The organism is Bacillus sp. FSL W8-0223, assembly GCF_038006805.1.
Lineage (GTDB): Bacteria > Bacillota > Bacilli > Bacillales > DSM-4216 > Bacillus_O > Bacillus_O smithii.
Genome location: NZ_JBBOVX010000001.1, coordinates 1,092,330 through 1,113,468, shown reverse-complemented (window position 1 = coordinate 1,113,468; position 21,139 = coordinate 1,092,330). Strand labels below are relative to the sequence as shown.

The 21,139-nt window shown below is 38.1% G+C and carries 22 protein-coding genes, 1 tRNA gene and 1 pseudogene; 10 read left to right on the top strand and 14 right to left on the bottom strand.

Annotation, left to right across the window (positions count from 1 at the left end; all coding sequences use genetic code 11):
* Positions 1 to 120 precede the first annotated feature (120 nt).
* Both ssuE and NST81_RS05595 read right to left on the bottom strand, forming a co-directional pair.
* The gene (gene ssuE / locus NST81_RS05600) at positions 121 to 678 is read right to left on the bottom strand and encodes an NADPH-dependent FMN reductase (protein ID WP_341028803.1); all 558 of its coding nucleotides are present in this window, start codon (positions 676 to 678) and stop codon (positions 121 to 123) included.
* A gap of 319 nt (positions 679 to 997) precedes the next feature.
* Complete coding sequence (locus NST81_RS05595; protein WP_340404612.1) at positions 998 to 1,477, bottom strand: hypothetical protein; 480 nt, start codon at positions 1,475 to 1,477, stop codon at positions 998 to 1,000.
* 325 nt (positions 1,478 to 1,802) lie between these two features.
* On the opposite strand from NST81_RS05595, the gene NST81_RS05590 reads away from it, so the two are divergent.
* Positions 1,803 to 2,132 carry a GlpM family protein gene (locus NST81_RS05590; protein WP_327798144.1) on the top strand — a complete coding sequence of 110 codons (330 nt, stop codon included), beginning with the start codon at positions 1,803 to 1,805 and terminating at the stop codon, positions 2,130 to 2,132.
* A 561-nt stretch (positions 2,133 to 2,693) separates the two neighbouring features.
* Here NST81_RS05590 and NST81_RS05585 read toward each other — a convergent pair.
* The 3 genes and pseudogenes from NST81_RS05585 to NST81_RS05575 all read right to left on the bottom strand — a co-directional run.
* Positions 2,694 to 2,990, bottom strand: coding sequence for a hypothetical protein (locus NST81_RS05585; protein WP_048622918.1), 297 nt, complete (start codon positions 2,988 to 2,990; stop codon positions 2,694 to 2,696).
* A 1,145-nt stretch (positions 2,991 to 4,135) separates the two neighbouring features.
* Complete coding sequence (locus NST81_RS05580; protein ID WP_341028797.1) at positions 4,136 to 4,423, bottom strand: hypothetical protein; 288 nt, start codon at positions 4,421 to 4,423, stop codon at positions 4,136 to 4,138.
* Between the two features lie 285 nt (positions 4,424 to 4,708).
* Positions 4,709 to 4,852, bottom strand: a pseudogene (locus tag NST81_RS05575) (GNAT family N-acetyltransferase); the annotation flags it as partial.
* Between the two features lie 141 nt (positions 4,853 to 4,993).
* Between NST81_RS05575 and NST81_RS05570 the strand changes: the two are divergent.
* The 4 genes from NST81_RS05570 (at position 4,994) to NST81_RS05555 (ending at position 8,252) form a co-directional block, all read left to right on the top strand.
* A complete protein-coding gene (locus tag NST81_RS05570) occupies positions 4,994 to 5,545 on the top strand; it encodes a glutathione peroxidase (RefSeq protein WP_341028793.1) in 552 nt (183 codons plus the stop codon).
* A 186-nt stretch (positions 5,546 to 5,731) separates the two neighbouring features.
* Positions 5,732 to 6,775, top strand: a complete 1,044-nt coding sequence (locus NST81_RS05565) for an IS30 family transposase (RefSeq protein WP_048622401.1) — start codon at positions 5,732 to 5,734, stop codon at positions 6,773 to 6,775.
* A gap of 317 nt (positions 6,776 to 7,092) precedes the next feature.
* Positions 7,093 to 7,165: transfer RNA gene (locus NST81_RS05560), tRNA-Val, on the top strand.
* Positions 7,166 to 7,847: 682 nt separating this feature from the next.
* Positions 7,848 to 8,252 (top strand): endonuclease domain-containing protein, encoded by a 405-nt coding sequence (locus NST81_RS05555; RefSeq protein ID WP_174521043.1) that lies wholly within the window; start codon positions 7,848 to 7,850, stop codon positions 8,250 to 8,252.
* Positions 8,253 to 8,758: 506 nt separating this feature from the next.
* Here the strand turns inward: NST81_RS05555 and NST81_RS05550 are convergent.
* Positions 8,759 to 9,811, bottom strand: coding sequence for a 2,3-butanediol dehydrogenase (locus tag NST81_RS05550; RefSeq protein ID WP_341028789.1), 1,053 nt, complete (start codon positions 9,809 to 9,811; stop codon positions 8,759 to 8,761).
* A 140-nt stretch (positions 9,812 to 9,951) separates the two neighbouring features.
* Here NST81_RS05550 and NST81_RS05545 point away from each other — a divergent pair, with 140 nt between their 5' ends.
* Positions 9,952 to 11,313, top strand: a complete 1,362-nt coding sequence (locus NST81_RS05545) for an IS1182 family transposase (protein WP_341028786.1) — start codon at positions 9,952 to 9,954, stop codon at positions 11,311 to 11,313.
* Between the two features lie 364 nt (positions 11,314 to 11,677).
* Here the strand turns inward: NST81_RS05545 and NST81_RS05540 are convergent, their stop codons facing one another.
* Positions 11,678 to 12,649, bottom strand: coding sequence for a phosphotriesterase family protein (locus tag NST81_RS05540; protein ID WP_341028785.1), 972 nt, complete (start codon positions 12,647 to 12,649; stop codon positions 11,678 to 11,680).
* Positions 12,650 to 13,389: 740 nt separating this feature from the next.
* Here NST81_RS05540 and NST81_RS05535 point away from each other — a divergent pair.
* The 3 genes from NST81_RS05535 to NST81_RS05525 all read left to right on the top strand — a co-directional run bounded on the left by NST81_RS05535 (position 13,390) and on the right by NST81_RS05525 (position 15,147).
* Positions 13,390 to 14,118, top strand: coding sequence for an alpha/beta hydrolase (locus NST81_RS05535; RefSeq protein WP_341028783.1), 729 nt, complete (start codon positions 13,390 to 13,392; stop codon positions 14,116 to 14,118).
* Between the two features lie 89 nt (positions 14,119 to 14,207).
* Positions 14,208 to 14,720 carry a YjcG family protein gene (locus NST81_RS05530; protein WP_003353623.1) on the top strand — a complete coding sequence of 171 codons (513 nt, stop codon included), beginning with the start codon at positions 14,208 to 14,210 and terminating at the stop codon, positions 14,718 to 14,720.
* Positions 14,721 to 14,724: 4 nt separating this feature from the next.
* The gene (locus NST81_RS05525) at positions 14,725 to 15,147 is read left to right on the top strand and encodes a GNAT family N-acetyltransferase (protein ID WP_048622908.1); all 423 of its coding nucleotides are present in this window, start codon (positions 14,725 to 14,727) and stop codon (positions 15,145 to 15,147) included.
* Between the two features lie 554 nt (positions 15,148 to 15,701).
* On the opposite strand, the gene NST81_RS05520 is transcribed toward NST81_RS05525, so the two are convergent.
* The 5 genes from NST81_RS05520 to NST81_RS05500 all read right to left on the bottom strand — a co-directional run bounded on the left by NST81_RS05520 (position 15,702) and on the right by NST81_RS05500 (position 17,834).
* The gene (locus tag NST81_RS05520) at positions 15,702 to 15,965 is read right to left on the bottom strand and encodes a stage VI sporulation protein F (RefSeq protein ID WP_003353626.1); all 264 of its coding nucleotides are present in this window, start codon (positions 15,963 to 15,965) and stop codon (positions 15,702 to 15,704) included.
* A 144-nt stretch (positions 15,966 to 16,109) separates the two neighbouring features.
* Positions 16,110 to 16,274 (bottom strand): YjcZ family sporulation protein, encoded by a 165-nt coding sequence (locus tag NST81_RS05515; RefSeq protein ID WP_270584206.1) that lies wholly within the window; start codon positions 16,272 to 16,274, stop codon positions 16,110 to 16,112.
* An 83-nt stretch (positions 16,275 to 16,357) separates the two neighbouring features.
* The gene (gene spoVAE, locus NST81_RS05510; protein ID WP_327797926.1) at positions 16,358 to 16,714 is read right to left on the bottom strand and encodes a stage V sporulation protein AE; all 357 of its coding nucleotides are present in this window, start codon (positions 16,712 to 16,714) and stop codon (positions 16,358 to 16,360) included.
* A 159-nt stretch (positions 16,715 to 16,873) separates the two neighbouring features.
* Positions 16,874 to 17,344 carry a stage V sporulation protein AC gene (spoVAC, locus tag NST81_RS05505; RefSeq protein WP_003353629.1) on the bottom strand — a complete coding sequence of 157 codons (471 nt, stop codon included), beginning with the start codon at positions 17,342 to 17,344 and terminating at the stop codon, positions 16,874 to 16,876.
* Between the two features lie 16 nt (positions 17,345 to 17,360).
* On the bottom strand, positions 17,361 to 17,834 hold the full coding sequence (locus tag NST81_RS05500) for a YhcN/YlaJ family sporulation lipoprotein (RefSeq protein ID WP_270584208.1): 474 nt from the start codon (positions 17,832 to 17,834) through the stop codon (positions 17,361 to 17,363).
* A gap of 463 nt (positions 17,835 to 18,297) precedes the next feature.
* On the opposite strand from NST81_RS05500, the gene NST81_RS05495 reads away from it, so the two are divergent.
* Positions 18,298 to 18,918 carry a MerR family transcriptional regulator gene (locus NST81_RS05495; RefSeq protein WP_048622904.1) on the top strand — a complete coding sequence of 207 codons (621 nt, stop codon included), beginning with the start codon at positions 18,298 to 18,300 and terminating at the stop codon, positions 18,916 to 18,918.
* Between the two features lie 1,131 nt (positions 18,919 to 20,049).
* Here the strand turns inward: NST81_RS05495 and NST81_RS05490 are convergent.
* Both NST81_RS05490 and NST81_RS05485 read right to left on the bottom strand, forming a co-directional pair.
* Entirely contained in the window at positions 20,050 to 20,298 is a 249-nt protein-coding gene (locus NST81_RS05490) for a hypothetical protein (RefSeq protein WP_003353635.1), read from the bottom strand.
* Positions 20,299 to 20,342: 44 nt separating this feature from the next.
* Positions 20,343 to 20,672 carry a DUF3139 domain-containing protein gene (locus NST81_RS05485; RefSeq protein WP_341028771.1) on the bottom strand — a complete coding sequence of 110 codons (330 nt, stop codon included), beginning with the start codon at positions 20,670 to 20,672 and terminating at the stop codon, positions 20,343 to 20,345.
* Between the last annotated feature and the right edge of the window lie 467 nt (positions 20,673 to 21,139).

Genomic DNA, 21,139 nt, shown 5'->3' with positions numbered 1-21,139 from the left:
ACAAAGTCTTGACTGACTCGAGTTAGATCTCTTCTAGAAAATAAATAAGTTTATTGTTAATATTCAGAAATATATTTGTATAAATCTAGCTTCTGTCTTGCTTCGTTAGCCTTTGACGGTTTACTTGACCTTTTCCGGCAATCCGCTTCTTAATTCTATTTCTTCTAGCAATTCTGCGACTGCTTCATCTAATCTACGAATCAATTCTTCCGATAGATGATAGTCGTTGTTTCCATTTCGGGTTATCCAAGTATCCACCGCATACACCCCGCCGATAATGTGCCTTGCGCCCAACGTGGATAGTACCGGCTTCAGCGCATAATCGATGGACAAAAGATGAGCGATTGAGCCGCCGATAAACAGTGGCAGAATGATTTTTCCGGTTAAAGCTTTTTGTGGAAGCAAATCTAGGTAGGTCTTTAATACACCCGTATACGACGCTTTATATACCGGACTCGCGATGATGATCACCTTCGCTTCCTCTACTTTTTGATTCGCTTTCCGTATAGCGTCGCTGTCAAAATTGGCCTTGATTAAATCGTCCGCCGGCAATTCCGCAACTTGGATATGTTCAATATCAACCCCTTCTCGCAACAGCTTTTGTTCTACATATTGAATGATTCCGTTCAGTCTCGATGTCAACGAAGGATTCCCGTTAATAATCACGATTTTCCCCATTTAAACTCCCCCTTATTTTTCTAAATAATAGCATTAATTTTATTAAACTTATAAATCATACCTGTTTAGTTTGATTTATTGTATATTATCACCGTCCCTGCTAAGTGTCAATATCAAAAAGAAAAAAAGTCGCTATATTCCGTCAATTTGTCGGATGGACGAACTGAAACCATTCCAAATCTTTTTGTTTTCGATATGAAAAATTCACTTAAATGATAAAGCCTATAAAACTTTGAAGAAGATCACTATTGCACTTTAAAAAAAATGCTTTTGCAAAGACAGTGCTTAACGACTGGAAAAAATTTGTACCCCAAATCATTCATTGGATATAAGGTGATTTTCTTTTTTCTACAAATAATCCTTCAATTTCTTTCACACTCTCAATGACACGATTGGAAATTTCATTACTCACAAAATACATATAATAATCGTAGCCAAAATGTATTTCAAAATAATCATCCGAAACTAATTTACACCAAATGTTTTCCCTAAGAATCATTTTCATTACCTCGTTTAAATTTAAGGGCCCTATACTATCTCCCTCTTTTAGATTCAGGTTTAGATCTTCAGAATATATCTCTAGATCACGAACTTTTAAGTTCTTGATATTCTTTTCTTTTAAAATTGTTTTTACAGCTTTTATATATTTCTCCTCTACAAGTAAATATTCATTTAAGGAAAATAACTTACCTTGAAACACTTTATTAATATCTGAAAAACTAGTCCACTCTTCTCTAGTGTACACATCGTTCGTATCTCTGTACTGAGGGTTGTATTTAGTCACTCGAATCGAATCCATACTAAAATCTCCCATTCTATTTCAATATTCATCATAAGTGCCAGGATCTTGTAATTCTCTTTCCTAAGTTTTCAATCACTCTGCTGCCTTCCAGCACATACACTATACAAAAACGGCATATCTTTGCACGTGCTTTTTTAAAAATAGCCTACTCATTCCAGCGGAAGTTTATCTCATCAGTTAAACGTATTTTTTAGTATTTCTAAGAAACACCATTGGTTATGATATATTCATAAAATAAACAAATGATCATTTTCAAGGGTTTACTTCCAATTTTTTTATGTCATAATTACTTAAAACGCAATTTTTTAGGAGTGCCCATACAATGTTGGAATATGTTTCAAAGTTTATCTTAGGCGGCTGCATCCTTGCCTTTGCGACCTATTTCAGCAAATCCAAAAATTTGTTTATATCTGGTTTGATCACTGTACTTCCACTTATGACATTGGCCAACATGACGCTGCAAATGAAATTCATGAGCTCAAAGGAGTTTCATACAGCTCAAAAAAGTGGTATTTTCGGTGCGCTCGGTTTAGCCCTTTTTGTATTTTGTGTTTTTCTCTTGACCAATTGGATGAAGCCGTCTTATGCCGTTTTGCTTTCCGTATTCATATATGCTGCTTACCTCTTCATGTCTAAAATAATGATAGCTTAATTTACCTAAAAACCTACTAGAGACTTTTTCTAGTAGGTTTTTGATTAGAATTATATGGATCCGTTTGGACCAACTTTTTTATCACTTCTGGATGTATGTAACTAGGTTGAACCTGTACGAAGATTTCAAGACGCTTTCTCTTCATTTTAAAATCTAAGGGGTGAACCTTGACATCTGCAATAAAGTCAATCGTTCAAAGTGAATTTCAGAAAAATAGATCCGATAATGCGCTTACAATCATTTCAACTAATACCCAACTTTCATTTTCCTGCGGAATGAAATGGGGATCTTTTTAACTTTATGATGAAACATTTGCCATTCAATTGCTTATCTCCACTCTTTTCTTCAAAAACCATCTTGCCTTTTTTTGTTACTTTCAATATTCATAATGGAACCCCTAATCATTCTTCGACTCTTGCAAACCAATGTTCACCTTCTCATATGTTTGCCATATTTGTTTTGTCTAATCAATGACTTTCTTGAAATCATTGCCATATTCCACCTTCATCATCTCTATCGCTGGACAATTTTTTCTTCATCCTAGTACTCGCGGCGCCGTTCTTATCGTTTCTTATGCACATTCTTTTTCCTTGTTAGTTCCTCGAACCATTCTCGATCATAATGATCTAATGCCATATCAATCAACACGGGTAAATCATCTGGATGAATCGTTTCAGGGATCGGTTTTAATAAACCTAGTGAATATTTCACCGGATCCTCCCGAGTGATCATGATGATCCCGTCTCGAACATAAATCGTTTTCTGAATAACGGCTGAATAACCGTAAGTCGCAATGACAAACCCAATCACGTCATAATCCTTTAAACACACCTTCACCCAATCCCCTACTCGCACCATAATTCGTTATCCTCCCCGCACATTCAATAAAATTCTGGCCACCGCGAGCAAATGGAGTATCATGCCATCATCCACGTTCTGAACCAGCTTCCCGGTTTCTTTTATCATTCTAGATGTATAAATTCCAAATGGACGTTTCATATTTGCATGCTTCAATCGTTTTGCAGAAACTTTTTTCCGACAGATTCAATCGGACTTCTGATGCTGCAATCCCAATCTTATGGTGATGTGATCGTGCTGAAATTCTTTTGGACTGATCAATCCGCGAACCAATTTTGCCAATGAAATGGACATTCCGCTGTTCGGCTTCTTTCTAAATAAGTCCGAATTTTACTTAGCTAAAACTTCTTTTTTGAATTCATCCTCTTCTGCAACAGCAAACTCGCTTAAGCAGTCCCAAATTATCAAGTACTTGGTCTTTTGAGATTCCATCTCTCGCTGAGAATAAACAAACAGATCTTTTGTGAAAGAACGGTTGAAATCAACCGCAGTAGAATGAATTTTTTATTTAGTTTATGTTTATGAATGGGTTAGTGCTTGTGTTGTTGTGACTGTCTGAAAGGATCTTGGTGTTGATGACAAGATTCATGTCTTCATTCCAAATGCCGCAAGCCATTTAGATTTCAACTTTATACAGTCGGCCAGCCGGTATTATTTTTTGTGTTTAATTCCCTTTTGTCACATCTGCTAAGCTTGGAAAATGAAAAAAATCCTGATGGAGGAACGCGATGAGAAACCTGAAGGTAAGGCTAGTGAATAAAATACTACTTTATGAATAAACAGATTTGATTATTTCATGCCATAAAACAATGATCTATACATGCTTTATCGAGGGTGCTTTGAGAATGGGGAGTTCTTAGAACGTGGAGAAAAATTATTCTTATGGGCAGACTGGCTTCGCACCAAAAGAAAACCAAATAAGAACCAAAAAACAGACTCCATTATTTGCAGGAAAAATCGTTAACAAATATCTCGATCTGCCTGTATCAGCAGATAAAAAAACACACCCTGTTCGGTGTGATATACAATTCAAATTATATATGTAAACGATCATCTACAGATTCTCTTCCATGCAGAGTGGTAATAGATAAGTTTTTTACCGTTATACCTTTTCATTTTGCATGTTTCTGTGAGGGAGCTTACCATTATAATGTATTCTTTAACTCAAAATTATATTTTTTATTAATTTTCTTTGCGATTGCCTCCAGGAAATCTTCCACATTCATTTTTTCTACTTCGTTCGTATACCAAGCAAGTTTGGCTCCTTTATCTTCTCCGTCATAATGAACTTCTAAAGGCATGTAACGATTCATCGAATAAGTAAAGTCAAATTTAATATACAATTCTTTGCCTTTTGGACTCTCCAGCTTTACTTTATAAACAGGATTTTTATATTCCGGTTCTAGTTTAAACTTTTTTATCTTTGTTAACATGATCATAACTCCTCGAAAAAAATTTTTTAAACACTATTGATATCGGAAGAATTAGGAAAATATTTATTCTTTTTAGAGTAGACACTCCGCTTACTTCCATTTCCTTAGATTCCAGAACTGGACCTCGTTCACTCCTTTGATATCGTTTAAACAATTTGATAGAGAACTCTCTTTCTCTTATCCTTGGAATTATAAAGATCATCATTCTATTCGTATCGCTTACGGTCTTGGATAAAACCTTTTTGACAGTCCTTATCATTCTTCTGTTTTCTATGAAACTCATAGTTATTCTGGATCATTTGGATTCACGACGGCGAAGTGTAAATGATCTTCCCACTTTCCGTTAATCTTTACATTCTTCTTGGAAAGCCCCTCTTTATGGAATCCTGCCTTCTCTAAAACTCGAATCGACCCGATATTTTGCGGCATTTAGGCAGGCACTCTCTTTCAAATGTTTTGATTTATGGGCAGGCATTTCCAAACATGCCATTGTGAGCAATTTTTTTTGCCTATCTGTATTTTTATATTATAATAATTATTAAATAATAATAGATGAAAGAGGTGTTCCCCATGTCCATTTATCAATTTGAAGTAGAGAATGCATACGGTGATAAAGTTTCTTTAGAAGAATTTAAAGGAAAAGTGCTCTTAGTGGTGAATACGGCTAGTCAATGTCGCTTTACATACCAATTTGAAGAATTGCAAAAGCTGTACGAAAAATATCAAAAGCAAGGTTTCGAAATACTGGGATTTCCATGCAACCAGTTTGATCAACAAGAACCTGGAACAAGCAACGAAGCAGCTTCTTTTTGCCAATTAAAATTTGGCGTCACGTTTCCGATGTTTGCAAAAATCGATGTAAACGGAAAAGACGCTCATCCTTTGTTCCATTATTTAAAACAAAAGGCGCCGTTCCAAGGATTTGATGAATCGAATATGACAGAAAAGCTATTAAAAATAAAACTGGCAAATGACTATCCTGAATGGCTGGTCGGCGATGATATTAAATGGAATTTCACCAAATATTTAATTGACAAAAACGGTCAAGTCGTGGATAGATATGAACCATGGGAAGAACCGGTTGATTTCGAGCAAGACGTTCAGAAGTTATTAGAAGAATGATGCGAAACATAAGAAAGCAAATAACTGTTTTACTGCATAAAATGGAAAACGTCTGATTTTTTGCAGATAAAAAATACCGTTGGCTAGTTGTATAATCAAATGCAACAAGCATAAAAAATGAAAAACCATAGATAAACCACGTATGATTAAGTCGACTAAAACAATATCGATACGGAGGATTTATCTATGGCAATTACTAATTCTACCATAGGAGCTCGGCATTTCAAACACTTAACGGCTTATGACCGTGGGAAAATTGCGGCCTTACACGCTGCTGGTAAGACTCAACAGGAGATTGCAGATTATGTTGGTTGTCACAAAAGCACCATCTCCCGTGAGTTAAGAAGAGGTACAGTGCCACAAAGAAAAAGCAACGGGAAAATTGTTCATGTCTATTTTCCAGACACAGGTCAACTTCTCTATGAGAGAAACAGGAAAGCCTGTGGCCGCAAGCTAAAACTAGACGATGCCATCGAGTTTATTAAGTATGCCGAAACTCAGATCCTTGATAAGAAATGGTCTCCTGATGCGGTATGTGGGAGAGCCAAACGTGATGGGAAATTCAAAGACAAAATGGTTTGCACCAAGACCCTTTATAACTATATTGATCTAGGACTTATAGGCGTTAAAAACATTGACCTACCTATGAAAATTACCCTGAACACCAAGAAAAAACGTAACCGGAAGAATAAGAAGATCTTAGGACGCAGTATCGATGAGCGACCAATTGAAGTCAATGAACGCCAAGAGTTTGGTCACTGGGAAATTGATACGGTTATAGGCAAGAAGACTAAAGATCAGGCCTTATTGACTCTTACTGAGCGCAAAACCCGTAAAGAAATAATTTTGAGAGTGACAGCCAAGGATAGTCTATCCGTTTCAGAAGTCATATCTCAGTTGAAAGTGTCTTATGGTAATCGGTTCTCTAAAGTGTTTAAAACCATTACGGCTGATAACGGTTCTGAATTTGCTGACCTCGGCCTTAGTGTTGAAAAAGATCTAACAGAGGTTTATTTTACACACCCTTACACATCCTGTGAACGAGGAACCAACGAGCGTCATAATGGCCTTATTAGGCGCTTCATACCAAAGGGGAGACCCATTTCCTCTGTGGCAGACGAAACCATTACCTATGTTGAAAATTGGTGTAACCATCTTCCAAGGAAGATCCTCAATTATCGTACACCTGAGGAGTGTTTCCAAATAGAGTTAGCTGGCTTAGCTTCTTAACCTTAAGCCAGCTAACCCAAAGGGTTGGTTTTTAGCAACTTGACAAAGAGCCTCTGCGGGCATGGCTACCAGCCATGAAGCCAGGTATACGGTACTGGCTGGGCCAACCAGGCTACCATGCCCGCCACTCCACGTCAAGTCGCGCAGAGTGTCCCGATTCTACTTAATCATGGGTTATCTGGTCTTTCAATACTTGTTGCATTTAATATTGCAATTTAAGTAAAAAATACCGTTGCAAAAAATAAGATAAAAAGTATTGACTATTTTTTATGCATCCAATAAAATAAGACATGTCAGTTAAACGAATACTGATTGTCGATTCCGTAGCTCAGCTGGGAGAGCGCCACCTTGACAGGGTGGAGGTCGCTGGTTCGAGACCAGTCGGAATCATTGAACGAGCGTCAAGCCGTGACTTTCAATGGTTTGACGCTTTTTTGTTTACGTTGACATAAGCGCAGACTCGTCCGAAAGGTTTCACCCTACTTAACCCGGTATGTTGCACGCTTCGAAAAGGAGCGTGTTTTTTCATGCGAAACAATGAACGAACATGTCGTGAGGAAAACCACGATCAACCTAGACGATCTTTCCGAAACGTTCTTTGCAATCAAAAAGGCGGAAGATCAAGCGCCTAACACTCTAAAAAAATACCGCGACAACTATTCGTGTTTTACCGAGTATTTAGATAAATGCGGAATTCCACGATCAATTAACGAAATTACTCGTGATACTATTCGATTTTTCTCACAAATTAATGAAATTTTTTCTATATCCTCTTTTTATGGACTGAATTTCACCCTTGTTTACTTTATCTAATAAAGGCCTATATATTTTCTCATAATTACCAAATTTTTATTACATACCAATTATTGTAAAATTTATTGTGTTGCTTCTTTCAATGTCACGTTAAATTCTTGCGACATGATATCTTCCCTCCTTATTAGTAGTTATCTTCCCAATTTGTTTTCTATATAGTTCTCGAAAAACCTTCAAAGATTTTAAAAAGAACCCGCGTATAAATTGCCTGTTCCCGGAAAGATAAAAATGGACATACTAATACATTGAGGTGATTAACATGGTAGATTACATCGTATTTTTCGGCCTTATAAGCGTTGGTCTTGTCTTTTATATCCTCGCCTTAAAACTCGAAAAAGATTATTCGGTCATCGGCGATCTTGATCGTCAAAAATGCGAAAGTCCTATCGAATTGCGACTTTACGATGCGCTGTCCCTAAACGGCTATTATGTAAAAACGCAAGTGCCATGTGGTAAATACCGGATCGATCTTGCGCTGCCAACGTATAAAATCGCTATTGAATGCGACGGTAAAGCGTATCATTCAACACCCGAACAAAAAGCACATGATCGACGTAAAAACGCTTATTTGCGGAAAAACGGCTGGAAAGTGATGCGGTTTAGCGGCCGGATGATTCACCGAGATTTAGCGAAAGTACTCGAAAAGATTAAAAGCGAAATATAAAAAACTTCTGCTTATACTTACATTGTTCCATAATAATTTCCATTGAATTAACAATGTTGCTTTCGTATCAGACCCCCAAAGTTTTTTCTGTGCGCACGTCTGAAACCCATAAAATTCACAGAATTTCCAGACGTCTTTTCGAGAGGCATGCGGTCACAAAAAATCCGGCCATTACATTAATGATTGTACGTTTATAACGAAATTTAGCGCGTTTATCATGATGTAGACACTTGAACTTATGAGGAATTTTTTAAAATGATAGAATTTTCATACCTTTAAATGCGTACTAATTGGATTTTTGCAGATCCTATCCAAGAAATCAAATGATTCAAGGAGCTTGCAAGATCATATTAAAATAAGTAGAATGATAAAATATAAAAAAAGAAAGGCGCGCGGCCTCCGATGTTGGGAGCATCAGAGGTCTGACACCTCTCACGAAAACGTCTGATCAAAGGGTAGCGCAAGATAACTGCTTTCTAAGGGGATATTGCTGCAAGTTTCAGATTTTATTCTGGTTTGACTAAAATTTTCACTTGATCTTTTTCTTTGATGAGTTTTTCAAATCCTTCTTCTACAATTTGATCCAGTTTAATTTTTTTCGTTACAAGCTTTTCAGCTGGGAAATAACCTTGTTTCATTAAATTCATGACTGCCGGGAAGATATCGCGGTATGCAATGACTCCCTTTACGTTTCTTTCTTTTAAAACGATGTTATTGGGCAAAAGGTTCGCTTCTTTTTCCCAAATACTTACGATCACTGTTTCTCCTTCGAACGCCGTACTGTCAACAGCTTGTTGTAAAACAGCCGGCACTCCTGTTACTTCAAAGGAAACATCGACGCCTCCATCGGTCAGTTCGAGAAGCTTTTGGACGGGATCTTCATTTTTCGGATTGATGACAGCAGTTGCGCCGAGTTCCAACGCTTTTTGAAGACGTTCTTCGGAAACTTCTACGGCATATATTTCGGAAGCACCGGCTGCTTTTAAAGCTTCAATGACAAGAAGCCCGATTGGACCTGTTCCAAAGACAGCCGCTTTATCACCGGCCTTAATTTTGCTCGATCTTACGGCGTGTAAAGCTACAGCTGCCGGTTCCACAAGTGCCCCTTGTTCGAAAGAAAGGCCTTCTGGCATTTTATGAACCATGTATTCATCTACTACAGTATATTCAGAGAATCCACCGCCTCCTCCGGCTAAACCGTAGAATCCTAAATTTTCGCAGAGATTGTATTTTCCTTGTTTACATGCAGGACATTTTCCACAGCGAAGAATGGGTTCTACAACGACAGGATCTCCTACTTTTACTTTCGTAACTCCTTCGCCCACTTCCACTACTCGTCCCGAAAATTCGTGTCCCATAATGATAGGAGCTACATCTTTGCTGATAGGATGAGGTTCTTTGACAGGAATAAAAATAGGACCGGCAACGTATTCATGCAAATCACTGCCGCAGATTCCTGCCCATTCCACTTGGATTTTTACTTTTCCTTTTTCTACTTTCGGTTCTTCCACTTCCTCCACTCGAATGTCGCGAACGTTATGCCATCTTGCACCTTTCATGAGAATTCCCCCTCTTTATTTTCTTTACACGTTCATTGTATCATCAAAACTCCAGACTGTCGACAAATCCGAAAAAACCGGATTTGCCGACAGTCTTTTTTTGTATAATTAAGATACCGTAATGAATTGAGGTGGATGAAGTGCTAACAAAAAATACACAGATGAATCGTGATCAAATAGAAATGATAGCTTTAGACCAACTTGTACCTGCAGATCATTTGGTTCGTAAAATCGACGCTGCTATTGATTTTTCATTTATCTATTCGCTTGTTCAAGACATGTATTCATCGGAAAGAGGTCGACCAAGTATTGATCCAGTTGTATTGATTAAAATGGCTTTCATCCAATATACCTTCGGTATTCGTTCCATGCGAAAAACTATAGAGGAAATCGAAACGAATCTGGCTTACCGTTGGTTTCTTGGATTTGGTTTTTATGATAAGGTACCTCACTTTTCAACGTTTGGGAAAAACTACGAGCGACGCTTTAAGGATACAGACTTATTTGAACAGATATTCTATCGCATTTTGAAAGAAGCTGCAGATAAGAAGCTGATAAGCAGTGAGCATGTCTTTATTGATTCTACTCATGTCAAAGCGAGTGCGAATAAGCATAAATTTGTGAAGAAAGTGGTTCGAAAAGAAACGAAAGCCTATCAAGCACGTCTACAAGATGAGATAAATGCTGATCGAGAAGCACATGGAAAAAAGCCATTTCCTCCAGATAAATTTGGGAAAGAAGAATATAAAGAAATAAAAGAAAGTACCACTGATCCGGAAAGTGGTTACTACGTAAAAGACGAGCGAACAAAACAGTTTGCTTACTCATTCCATGCTGCTGCGGATCGAAATGGCTTTGTTTTGGGGGCTATTGTAACGCCAGGGAATATTCATGACAGTTCCGTATTGGAGCCACTTCTTGAAAAAGTCATCAAAAAACATGGAAAACCGGTTGTAGTTGCTGCTGACGCTGGATATAAAACTCCCGCCGTTGCCCAATACATATTTGAAAATGATATGACCCCTGCTTTACCTTATACTCGCCCTCGTACAAAGGATGGTTATTTCAAAAAACATGAGTATGTTTACGATGAATACTACGATTGTTATCTTTGTCCGCAAGGACAAGTGTTAAAATATGCAACTACGACGAAGGAAGGCTATCGTCAATATTTTTCTGATCCAGTCCAGTGTAAAGATTGTCCATTCCTCTCGAAGTGCACCCAAAGTAAGGAGCATAAAAAACTGATTCAGCGACATGTATGGGAATTTTATTTAGAGGAAGCTGATCATCTTCGGCATACACAAGAGAATAAGAGCATTTATGCAAGACGGAAAGAAACCATTGAACGTGTTTTTGCTGATGCAAAGGAAAAGCATGGTATGCGTTGGACAACCTTAAGAGGTCTAAAAAAATTGTCCATGCAGGCGATGCTAACTTTTGCTGCAATGAATTTGAAAAAGATGGCCTGCTGGGCATGGAAAAGTCCAATAATGGCATAAAATAGACCCCTTAGAGGGGTCTAATCCCAACCTTTAAAGTATAAAAATGTCAAAAGGCATCCGAATACACACATTCGGATGCCTTTTGTCTACACTCTGACTCCTTTTATTTTTATCTATTCAATAAATTTCAAAAATAGTTCAAAAATACTAGAATTGAATTTTGTCATTTTCATCGTGCGCCGATGAAACAGGGTTTATATTAGGAAAGACCTATCCATTTCCATATAAAAGAGAATGACTCCATTCGAACTGCTAAATGGGGATGAAACCACCATTACAGGAGCCATTCTCTATGAAAAAGGATGAATATAATGAATTGCCCAATGACAACAACCTCTTTTTAAGAAGTGATATTTATGGTTTAGGAGAATACTCTTTGAATATTTCGTACAAAAATTTTATCGATTTGTTCATCGGTTAATCCGCCTTGCTTCATTTTCGGAAGGATATTTTCGAAAAGATGTCCGGGCTGCCAGTTTTTCAGAGCTTCTTTCATTTCCGGAGGCATTTGCGGCGGTCGTCCCAGCCAAACGTTGACTGTGTCGTGCGAGAGGAACAAACGGTCTTCAAATCCGAGCGCAATCAATCCCATAAACGTTCCAATGCGGCGGTCATCCGTTGGAGCTCCAACCAAATTTTGCAGTCCAAAGCGGTCAAAGGCAACGTTGACTCCATAATCCAGCGTCCGAAGTTGATAATCGATATCGTTGTTCCCACACATGTGTCCGATGATAATTTTTTCCGGAATGCCGCCGTTTTCGACTAGAAGTTTGGCTTGCTCCGGTCCCATTGTGCCCTCTTGTGTATGGGTGACAATCGGGACGCCGGTTTCTTTTTGAACTTGCGCCGCTGCTACAAAGAACATTCGTTCATAAGGCGTGATTTGATCCTTGCTGGAGGCAAGTTTGATCACCCCTGCTTTTATGCCCGATCCTTCAATTCCTTCCGTCACTTCGGTTTTCAGCAAGTCGTAAATTTCTTGTTCGGCTGTGCCAAGCGCTTGGCGGAATTTAAAATACGCCGGACCGCCTTCCCCTTCATAGTAATAACCTGATGCACAAATAATGTGAATGCCGGTTCTTTCTGATAACGCTTTCAAAATTGTCGCATCACGTCCGCAATCACTAGGTGTCGGGTCAATTACCGTCTTCACGTCGTGTTTTTTCATAATCGCTGCCGCACGGGACGCTTCTTCCAACAGCGTTTCTATTGATCTCCCCGCCAACGTCCGGTCTCCTTGAAATCCCGCGTAATCAAAAAAGAAATGTTCATGCATCAACGTTTTTCCCAACTGTTCAGGAGCCAGCTCTCCTGTTACTGTTTGAATGCCCATTCCCCTGATCCCCCTCTTTTTAAATCGCTTTCATTCCATTTTACTGACCAATTGACAGGTTTATTCGAACAAGACAAAAACTCGTCCGTTTGCTGAGTGATAATTTTCCGCCCAGGAATCATGGGAGTTCTATGAATTGCAATCTTTTTTAAAGGACATTTGGAAAAAAATACAACCTAAGCTTCTTTGACAATCGAACAAATGTTCTATATAATTCACCACAAGGAGGTGCGACCAAATGGAATCTCTTTTCAGAAGAAGCATGCGGGAGCGGTTCCCCATTACGATCATTTACGAATCCAAATACGGAAAATTTTCTCAGCGAACCATTCTTGTCCTCAACCTAAATGAACACTCCATCCTCGCCTACTGCTTTATGCGCCAAGACTTGCGAAGATTTTCCATCGATCACATACTGTCCGCGTTTCCAGGCCGTTTCCCCCAAATGAAACGTTCAAAAAGACGGTCAGCCGGCTGAAACAGATCATCCCCTTTTCTGACAAAAATTCGTTGACGATAAAATGAACTAGAAGAAACTTTTTTCCCATCTGCAGGAATAAAACTTATAAGAAAATTTTGCATTTTTATGGTAAACTAGATAGGCAAACGTTTAACCAATGGGTTGTTTTCGTCATCTTCCCTCATCCGGTGGCCATTGTTCCAGAGAACCAAAACAAATACGGGACCCAAAGGAATGCCCCGAAAAAAATGCTTGACTTTATTTACTGGAGGGTTGACAAATGTCTCAACAACGCGGAACGGTTACAGAACATACTATTTTTTCAAAAGAATTGAACGAAGAAATCCCTGTTCTTGTCTATTTGCCCCCCTCTTTTTCGCCGCTTTCCAAATATTCTTTGCTAATCACACAAGATGGCAAAGATTATTTTCAATTAGGAAGAATTCCTCGTTTAGCCGATGAGCTGCTTGGGAAAAAAGAAATTGAAAACATTATTATCGCGGGTATTCCTTATCGAAATGTTCAGGATCGTCGGAGGAAATACCATCCGGATGGGGAACAGAATGCGGCTTACATCCGCTTCCTTGCCCATGAATTGGTACCTTTCCTCGACGATGCTTACCCCACTTACCAAATGGGCATGTGCCGCTGTTTAGCCGGAGATTCTTTAGGGGCAACGGTTTCTTTAATGGCAGCGCTTCAATATCCAAATATTTTTGGGAAAATCATCCTTTATTCTCCATATGTGGACGAAAAAGTTTTGAAAACCGTTGAGAACAACGACCAAATGCATCTTTTGGATATTTATCATATCATCGGCCAACAAGAAACAGCGGTGAAAATGACAAACGGACAGGTAAAGGATTTCTTAAGCCCGAATCGGGAGCTCCATTTGCTGATGGAAAGCAAGGGATTAAATCCATTTTATGATGAGTTCGATGGGCACCATTCTTGGAAATATTGGCAGCCTGATTTAAAAAGAGCTCTTCGGAAAATGTTTGCCATTTGAATTTTCAAACTATAAGTTTTGAATCATTCGAAAATTTGTTATAATAAACTACATATGTCTAATGAAGGCATAGTGAGGAGGATGAAAATATGAAATATGGAATTGTGATATTCCCGTCGAAAAAACTCCAAGATTTGGCCAATTCCTATCGAAAAAGATATGATTCCCACTATTCGTTAATCCCTCCGCATCTGACTTTAAAAGATCCATTTGAAGCGGATGAAGCCAAAATTAGCGAAATCGCACAAAAACTAAGCGGGATTGCCAAAAAATCAAAGCCCCTAACGTTGCATGTCTTCAAGGTAAGCTCTTTCCAACCGGTTAACAACGTCGTATATTTTAAAGTAAAACCGACGGAAGAATTAGAAAAACTGTATCAAGATATTCATGAACAATTTCCTGACGATGATACGAAATACGCTTTTGTGCCTCACATTACGATCGCACAAGATTTATCGAATGATGAGCATTCCGATGTTTATGGATCGCTTAGGATGCTTGGCATTGATCATACAGAAACAGTAGACCGATTCCATTTACTGTATCAATTGGAAAACGGACAGTGGACAGTGTATGAAACATTCTTATTAGGAAAGGAATAAGCCCATGCAAGTGAAAGTCGTTGAAACAAAACATGAGCTTGAACAAGTCTTTCAAATTAGAAAAAAAGTATTTGTGGAAGAACAACATGTACCAATAGAAGAGGAAATCGACCAATACGAAAAGGAAGCAGTCCATTTTCTCCTTCTTCATCATGGAGATCCGGCAGGCGCCGGAAGGTTCAGGATAGTGGATGGCAAAGGAAAAGCAGAGCGGATTTGCGTTCTTCCTGAAACGCGCGGATCAGGTGTCGGAAAAGCGATTATGGAAGCCATCGAGGAATACGCTAGAAGCCAAAACGTTCCGGCATTAAAGCTTAATGCCCAAGTCCATGCCATCCCTTTTTACGAAAAGCTTGGATATAAAGTTGTCTCCGAAGAGTTTATGGATGCCGGAATCCCTCATAAGACAATGCTGAAAGAATTCTGACCTGATAAGTTGTGTCAAACACCCTATCCGAGCACTGCAATCGCTTCCTTCTTCATTTCAACGCACAAAAAGTGAATACTATCTATAGTATCCACCTCCCATTATGTGCAGCGCCCTCTAAACGGGTGCCTCGTTTATGTATGATGTCAATGAACGTCATGGATGTCCGGCATTTTACAAACGTAAATCGATCTTTTTTCTCATATCTTGTTCTTTTTCTGTCATGGTACTAGAATGTTTTTTCTTTTTTGGCAACGGTAGTTTTTTATCAAGCATCTTCTGAAACGGGGATTTCATTTTTATAGGATGAATGCTTTGAATTTGATAAGGCCGTGCCATTTGATTTCTAATCCGTTCATGATACTGGATAGTATGAAACGAAAGATTAGGATTGATATAGCCCACAATCATTCACTTCCTTTTCTATAGTGGGTGCCGCAAATCCATAAAACGGGGGATGCTGCCCCCGTCTATGTTCGATCACTGTTTATATATAACATTTCAAAAATTCAATTATTTTTCAATGTTTTCATCACTTAGTGGCAGTCAGCAAGTTATTTCCCTGACTTTTTGTTCATCATTTGGGAAATTGTATTGAAATCTAATTTTTTCCCATCTTTTATAATCGTTCGAACAATTTTATCCTCCATTTCTTTGGAAACAGGTTTGTTCGCGATTTGTGAAACTCGGCGGATGACGTGGCGAACGGTTTTTTCATCTCGAAAATCAGCATTTTGTAGAGAATTTGCCAATTCAAAGACATCCTTCATATTGACGCCTGTTTTCTTTTCGATATTCTTAAAAAATTGATTATCCATTTTCTCTACCGACCTCCTTTTGGCTACTGCTATCATATTCAACCCTTAGCGTTTCGTGCACCAAAAGAAAGCCTGAATTCCTCAACAATTGAAAAAGCAGAGAGCCAGTTGCCCTCTGCCTTTCCATATAGGTGAACACATTAATTAGCAGAAACTTGCGCCAACTATAATTAATAAGATGAAAAGCACGACGATTAGCACAAACGTAGAGCCGCCATAAAAACCACCGTAGCCATAGCCGCCGTAGCCGCCACAACCGCAGCCACCAAAGCCGCCGTAGCCACCGTATCCTCCAAATCCGAAGCCCATGATCGTCACCTCACTTTGTGATTTCATTAATAACATATGTGGAGGTGTACGTTCTTGTATAGGCTTTTGCCATGAAAGTTTGATTATCCCTTTGGTTTAAATAGCAGTGCACCGATAAATCCAAAAATGATGGCGGCGGAAATTCCTGAACTCGTTACTTCAAACATTCCTGTTAATACCCCTACAATGCCGTGACGTCTTGCCTCTTGCATCGCTCCTTGTACAAGTGAATTGCCAAAACTGGTAATCGGAGTAGTGGCACCCGCACCGGCAAAATCGATCAACGGTTCATACAGTCCAAATCCGGACACAATAGCACCTAAAACAACCAATAAACTCATCGTATGGCCCGGTGATAATTTTGCAACGTCAAAAAGAAGCTGACCGAGAACACAAATCGCTCCACCGACGACAAAAGCCCAAAAGTACATGGCGATCATATGAATCACTCCTTTTCTGTTCAATTTGTAAAGTCGCTTTCATCGGCCAACGCCTCTTACGGCATTCGTGAACAATGAAATCGGATGATTAATCTTCATTTCGTGGAGTAAAGATGCCTAAAAATGCAGATCTTTTGAACTTGAACGTTTCATCCCCTATTACAAAACGCCGAATTTGAACAAAAGTGTTTTAATTAAAGCGATCACAAAGGCTGAAAAAACACCGAACACAATGACCGATCCGGCTAGTTTAAACATATTGCCGCCCACTCCTAGAACGAACCCTTCTGTTCGGTGCTCAATGGCTGCAGAAATAACCGAATTTCCGAATCCTGTAACCGGAACCGCACTGCCTGCGCCTGAAAATTGACCGATTCTATCATAAACCCCAAATCCCGTCAGGAGCATCGACAGGAATACAAGGGTAGCAACGGTCGGATTTCCCGCTGTTTGTTCTGTAAAATCGAAGAAGTAAATATAAAAATACGTGATCGCTTGTCCGATGGCGCATATCAGCCCTCCTACGAAAAAAGCTCGCACGCAATTTTTTAACACTGGTCTTTTCGTTTCATATTTTTTTTCAATTTCTTCATATTCCTGTTGAACCATGGTTTTTTGCTGTTTCGGCATTTGAATACTCCTTCCTTTATGTAAGTTCTTTTGACAGTTTTATTATTTTCCGAAAACGCTTGTTGGCTTCTTTTTTGGATATTTTTCCTGCATCTAAATCTTCCTTCAATCTAACGGATTCCAAAAATATTTTATAGTCGCTTGAGACAACGAAATGATCGTGTGGATATTGTTTCTCAAGTCTCTCTTTTAAATTCTTTTCGATGGTTTTCATTTTAAATCTCGACAAATGCCTCACTTTATAAGCAACCAGTATATCCTTTTTCCCTTCCACCACAGAAACATCATAAATTTCATTCATCCGGCTGACTTCTTTTTTAATGGCAGCTACTTTCTTAGAGGAAGAGTCGGATAATTTTATCGGTTCGGGATCCGTCGTTTTCATCAACGCCAATTGACTGTCTTTTGTGTGATTGCTGCCCATGCCGCCGCATCCGGAAAGACAAAGGAAAAGAACAAATATGGCCATAATTCCTTTTACGATGTTCATAACGTCATCTCCTCAACATTGCTTGTTAACTAAGTCTTATTTTTTTCCAAACCCGTTATTTTATAATGGAAATGGTTAACAACTATAAGATCCGCATCTTGTAAAAGCCATGTTCTCCCATCACGACTAACAATGAGTGCACTGTGGTTGTTCAAATAATCCAATTGATCATAAAAAATGGTTTTGAATTCAGTTCACTTACATGACAAAATCCATGATTGGATCCTGGCTCATTAAATAATGGATAACTCAATGGCTAAATTCATTAATGAGGATGAGCTACTTAGTTTTATTATGAACAAAGAAAAAACTGTTTTCGTTCTAGGCGAGAAAAACACACAATTAAAACATGAATTGTATAGATTACAAATGAGTTGGATAAAGGTTGAAACGAGATTGTGTGATGACTTTGAAGGACACGATATGACCCGTGTTGAATATGTGTATCCGAGGGGATTGGGACATGAATAGCGATAATGTAGGGAAAGAATACAGTACTAAAGATATAGCGAATATGGTCGATATAGCGGAATCGACGGTAAGAAAATATGCACAAGCATTGGAAAAAGCAGGTTATAGATTCAGGAAAACCGAGAATGGATCCAGGATCTATACGGATAACGATGTGTTTGTTTTCAAAGAAGTAAAGAGTTTATCTAAAAAAAGTGCTGTGCCAGTGGAACGTATGGCGAAAATGATCGTAATCAATCAGAAACAAAAAATACAAAGTGAAGCGGAAGGCGAAACACTTAAACAAGTCCAGTCAAATCAACAAGAATCAAGCGATATAACACAATATGATAACCGATTCAATGAGTTAATGAATCAATTGGATAAACTCAACATGATGGAAGATATAGTAAAAGAGCTTCGAGAACTCAATGAGCTCAATAGACAATTAACGGAACGATTTCAAGAACAAGAAATATTCATCAAAGAGTCATTGGAGAAACGTGATCGACAACTCATGAAATCATTGAATCAAGCTTTAGAAATCAGGAAAGCTAGAATCGAAGCCGCCATGGCAGAAAAAGAGAAACAAAAAGGTTTTTTTTCACGTTTGTTTTCCAAAAAACGGAAATAAAAATAAGAAGACCGAACTGATTGTGAATCGACATTCAAAAATTTAAGAAATATGTGTCTTAAATGAGGAACACAAGCGGGATTTTCTTTCGTTATGTGTATAAATGACTTGCTAAATGCAAAAATTCCGCTTCATTTTTGGGGACAGATTCGGGGATCTACCGCTCAAAATCAGAAGGGAAAATTTCTTTTGCTCATTTTAAACGTTGAATAATGAGGTTGCCAGGGCAACAGTATGCTGCTCTTCAACCTCTTTTTCAACACTGCCAAAATAATCCCTTGAGTTATTGGAAACAATAACTATATATTATAGACGATTTTGTTCCAATCCAGCGCCAATAAAAATGAGTTTTTAATTTATTAGATATGTGACACTGCCTTCTTATTGAATGTTTGGTAGAACTTTCATTTTAAAGGAGATCCTTCGTGCAGGGCTATTTTTATGCTGATCTCATTTTATCTGGCACCACGGGTGATTTAATATTTTTTTATTGGTTTTTTATAACTCACTCTCAAGAAGATCAAAACGTTTACTCCAAAATTTCTCAAAAAAAGCAGCCGTTCTGTAGCTTGAAATAATGATGCGGTATTTAAGCAACACGTGTGAGTTTTTCCATTTACAATCTTATGGACTAATTCGCTCGCTCTAAAATCTTCACTTGTTTTGAAATAGAAGCCAAAAACAGATTAAACGGTTTCGTTAGTTCAGAAACTGTCCTATCTTTCAGCACCAGCCCATGAATCATTTCTCATCCTGTTGAATCAGCTAATGCATGAAACTTTCATTTAAATGATCATCATTATTATGGTTAACCATTTAGTTATATATAACAGATATCACACCTATATTAAACCATTTGGTTAAAGAGAAAGAATTCATTCTTTCAAATTCAAACAGCTTTCTTCAGATACAAAAAGATAGTTAGGATTAGGTTCAAATTTGCATTAATTGTCGAAATGATAGACTGATAGCAATATTATTTTTCGAATATTCAAATAAACGCTTCGGCAAAAAGCCGCATTACGTTCAAAAGTCGTATCAAACTAAATGATCCCATTACCCAAAAATAATCTCTAACCATACTTCAGTAAATCATGATTTCTTTTCTCCTTCATGATTCACCCTTTCTTTTTATTTTAAAAACACAGCGCCAATCCATAAAAGGACGGTGGCACAAATATCCATGATCATCTCTTTCTTTTTGTTCGTTATCACCGCCACCATTAAGTCTACCAGCGCCACTAGCGACAATAAAAATAGTTGAATAGAGATACTGACTCTTAAAAGCCCGCCAATGAAAAGAATAAGCGCGCACACAATCCCTATGTTATATTCGTCGTATTTTTTTAAAAGTTTGCTTTCTTTTATCTTTTTATCCATTATCCTTCTCTCCATTTTCTGCTTGCTTATTGCCTGAGGAGCTGTTATTCCTCTAAATATTTCCCTTTTCCTATCGTGCCTTTTTCAATTGAATCATGATCATATGCCGCAACAAAAACTTTAGTAGGGATCAAACCGCCATTGTAAAAATATTCGTAACGAACACCTTTTTCATCTTTGTAGGAAACAACCATATAATAAGTCCCCTTTTTACTGTCATAAACCATCTTTTTAGATCCTATCCGGTCGGCATATCCTTTTTCCTCGATATGATCCATTATGGTTTTTTGTGCTGCAGCTTTTTGAAAATAAAACTTGTCCGTTAGAAAACCTCCTCCGATCAGGATGAGAAGGACGAGTATAAGGCCCTTCATTTTTTTACTCTCCATCCAAAAATATCTTTTTATTCCAAAATAAAATAATATTATCATTTTATTATAAAGCAAAAAACGAATAGGAGATAAAAACGAAACTACTATGTATGCTTTTTCTTTTTCTTATTCTTTTTATGTTTTTAGAGTTCTTTTAACGAATTCTCCGTTTCTGCCTATTCAGACTTATCTTCAAAACCTTTTAATTTCTCAAATAAAAAAGATTCACCCGGCGGCGAATCATCGCATGATCGATTCCTTATTTTTTGCTGCGTCTCAAATCTCCCATTCTTAAGATATAAGCCAATAGATTTTTTCTTGCATGCCGCTTCATATGTTTTTCCTTATTTCTCCATAAAAAAGCCTCCTCAATCGTAAACAGAATCATTTGTTTTCTTTTTCTGTCTACCTTGAGGGGATCCAAACAGACAGGTTTTTATTTCGATTTATCTTGATACTTTCGATCCTTT

What these genes read in the sequence shown, in the direction of transcription:
- NST81_RS05590 (WP_327798144.1), top strand. Translation starts at nt 1,803, where the DNA reads ATGTTGGAATATGTTTCAAAGTTTATCTTAGGCGGCTGCATCCTTGCC.
- spoVAC (WP_003353629.1), bottom strand. Translation starts at nt 17,344, where the DNA reads ATGCCGAAACAGCAAAAAACCATGGTTCAACAGGAATATGAAGAAATT.
- NST81_RS05565 (WP_048622401.1), top strand. Translation starts at nt 5,732, where the DNA reads ATGGCAATTACTAATTCTACCATAGGAGCTCGGCATTTCAAACACTTA.
- NST81_RS05595 (WP_340404612.1), bottom strand. Translation starts at nt 1,477, where the DNA reads ATGGATTCGATTCGAGTGACTAAATACAACCCTCAGTACAGAGATACG.
- NST81_RS05580 (WP_341028797.1), bottom strand. Translation starts at nt 4,423, where the DNA reads ATGTTAACAAAGATAAAAAAGTTTAAACTAGAACCGGAATATAAAAAT.
- NST81_RS05550 (WP_341028789.1), bottom strand. Translation starts at nt 9,811, where the DNA reads ATGAAAGGTGCAAGATGGCATAACGTTCGCGACATTCGAGTGGAGGAA.
- NST81_RS05530 (WP_003353623.1), top strand. Translation starts at nt 14,208, where the DNA reads ATGAAATATGGAATTGTGATATTCCCGTCGAAAAAACTCCAAGATTTG.
- NST81_RS05485 (WP_341028771.1), bottom strand. Translation starts at nt 20,672, where the DNA reads ATGAAGGGCCTTATACTCGTCCTTCTCATCCTGATCGGAGGAGGTTTT.
- NST81_RS05500 (WP_270584208.1), bottom strand. Translation starts at nt 17,834, where the DNA reads ATGAACATCGTAAAAGGAATTATGGCCATATTTGTTCTTTTCCTTTGT.
- NST81_RS05535 (WP_341028783.1), top strand. Translation starts at nt 13,390, where the DNA reads ATGTCTCAACAACGCGGAACGGTTACAGAACATACTATTTTTTCAAAA.
- NST81_RS05570 (WP_341028793.1), top strand. Translation starts at nt 4,994, where the DNA reads ATGTCCATTTATCAATTTGAAGTAGAGAATGCATACGGTGATAAAGTT.
- spoVAE (WP_327797926.1), bottom strand. Translation starts at nt 16,714, where the DNA reads ATGATCGCCATGTACTTTTGGGCTTTTGTCGTCGGTGGAGCGATTTGT.
- NST81_RS05490 (WP_003353635.1), bottom strand. Translation starts at nt 20,298, where the DNA reads ATGGATAAAAAGATAAAAGAAAGCAAACTTTTAAAAAAATACGACGAA.
- NST81_RS05585 (WP_048622918.1), bottom strand. Translation starts at nt 2,990, where the DNA reads ATGGTGCGAGTAGGGGATTGGGTGAAGGTGTGTTTAAAGGATTATGAC.
- NST81_RS05515 (WP_270584206.1), bottom strand. Translation starts at nt 16,274, where the DNA reads ATGGGCTTCGGATTTGGAGGATACGGTGGCTACGGCGGCTTTGGTGGC.
- NST81_RS05525 (WP_048622908.1), top strand. Translation starts at nt 14,725, where the DNA reads ATGCAAGTGAAAGTCGTTGAAACAAAACATGAGCTTGAACAAGTCTTT.
- NST81_RS05495 (WP_048622904.1), top strand. Translation starts at nt 18,298, where the DNA reads ATGAATAGCGATAATGTAGGGAAAGAATACAGTACTAAAGATATAGCG.
- NST81_RS05520 (WP_003353626.1), bottom strand. Translation starts at nt 15,965, where the DNA reads ATGGATAATCAATTTTTTAAGAATATCGAAAAGAAAACAGGCGTCAAT.
- NST81_RS05555 (WP_174521043.1), top strand. Translation starts at nt 7,848, where the DNA reads ATGGTAGATTACATCGTATTTTTCGGCCTTATAAGCGTTGGTCTTGTC.
- ssuE (WP_341028803.1), bottom strand. Translation starts at nt 678, where the DNA reads ATGGGGAAAATCGTGATTATTAACGGGAATCCTTCGTTGACATCGAGA.
- NST81_RS05540 (WP_341028785.1), bottom strand. Translation starts at nt 12,649, where the DNA reads ATGGGCATTCAAACAGTAACAGGAGAGCTGGCTCCTGAACAGTTGGGA.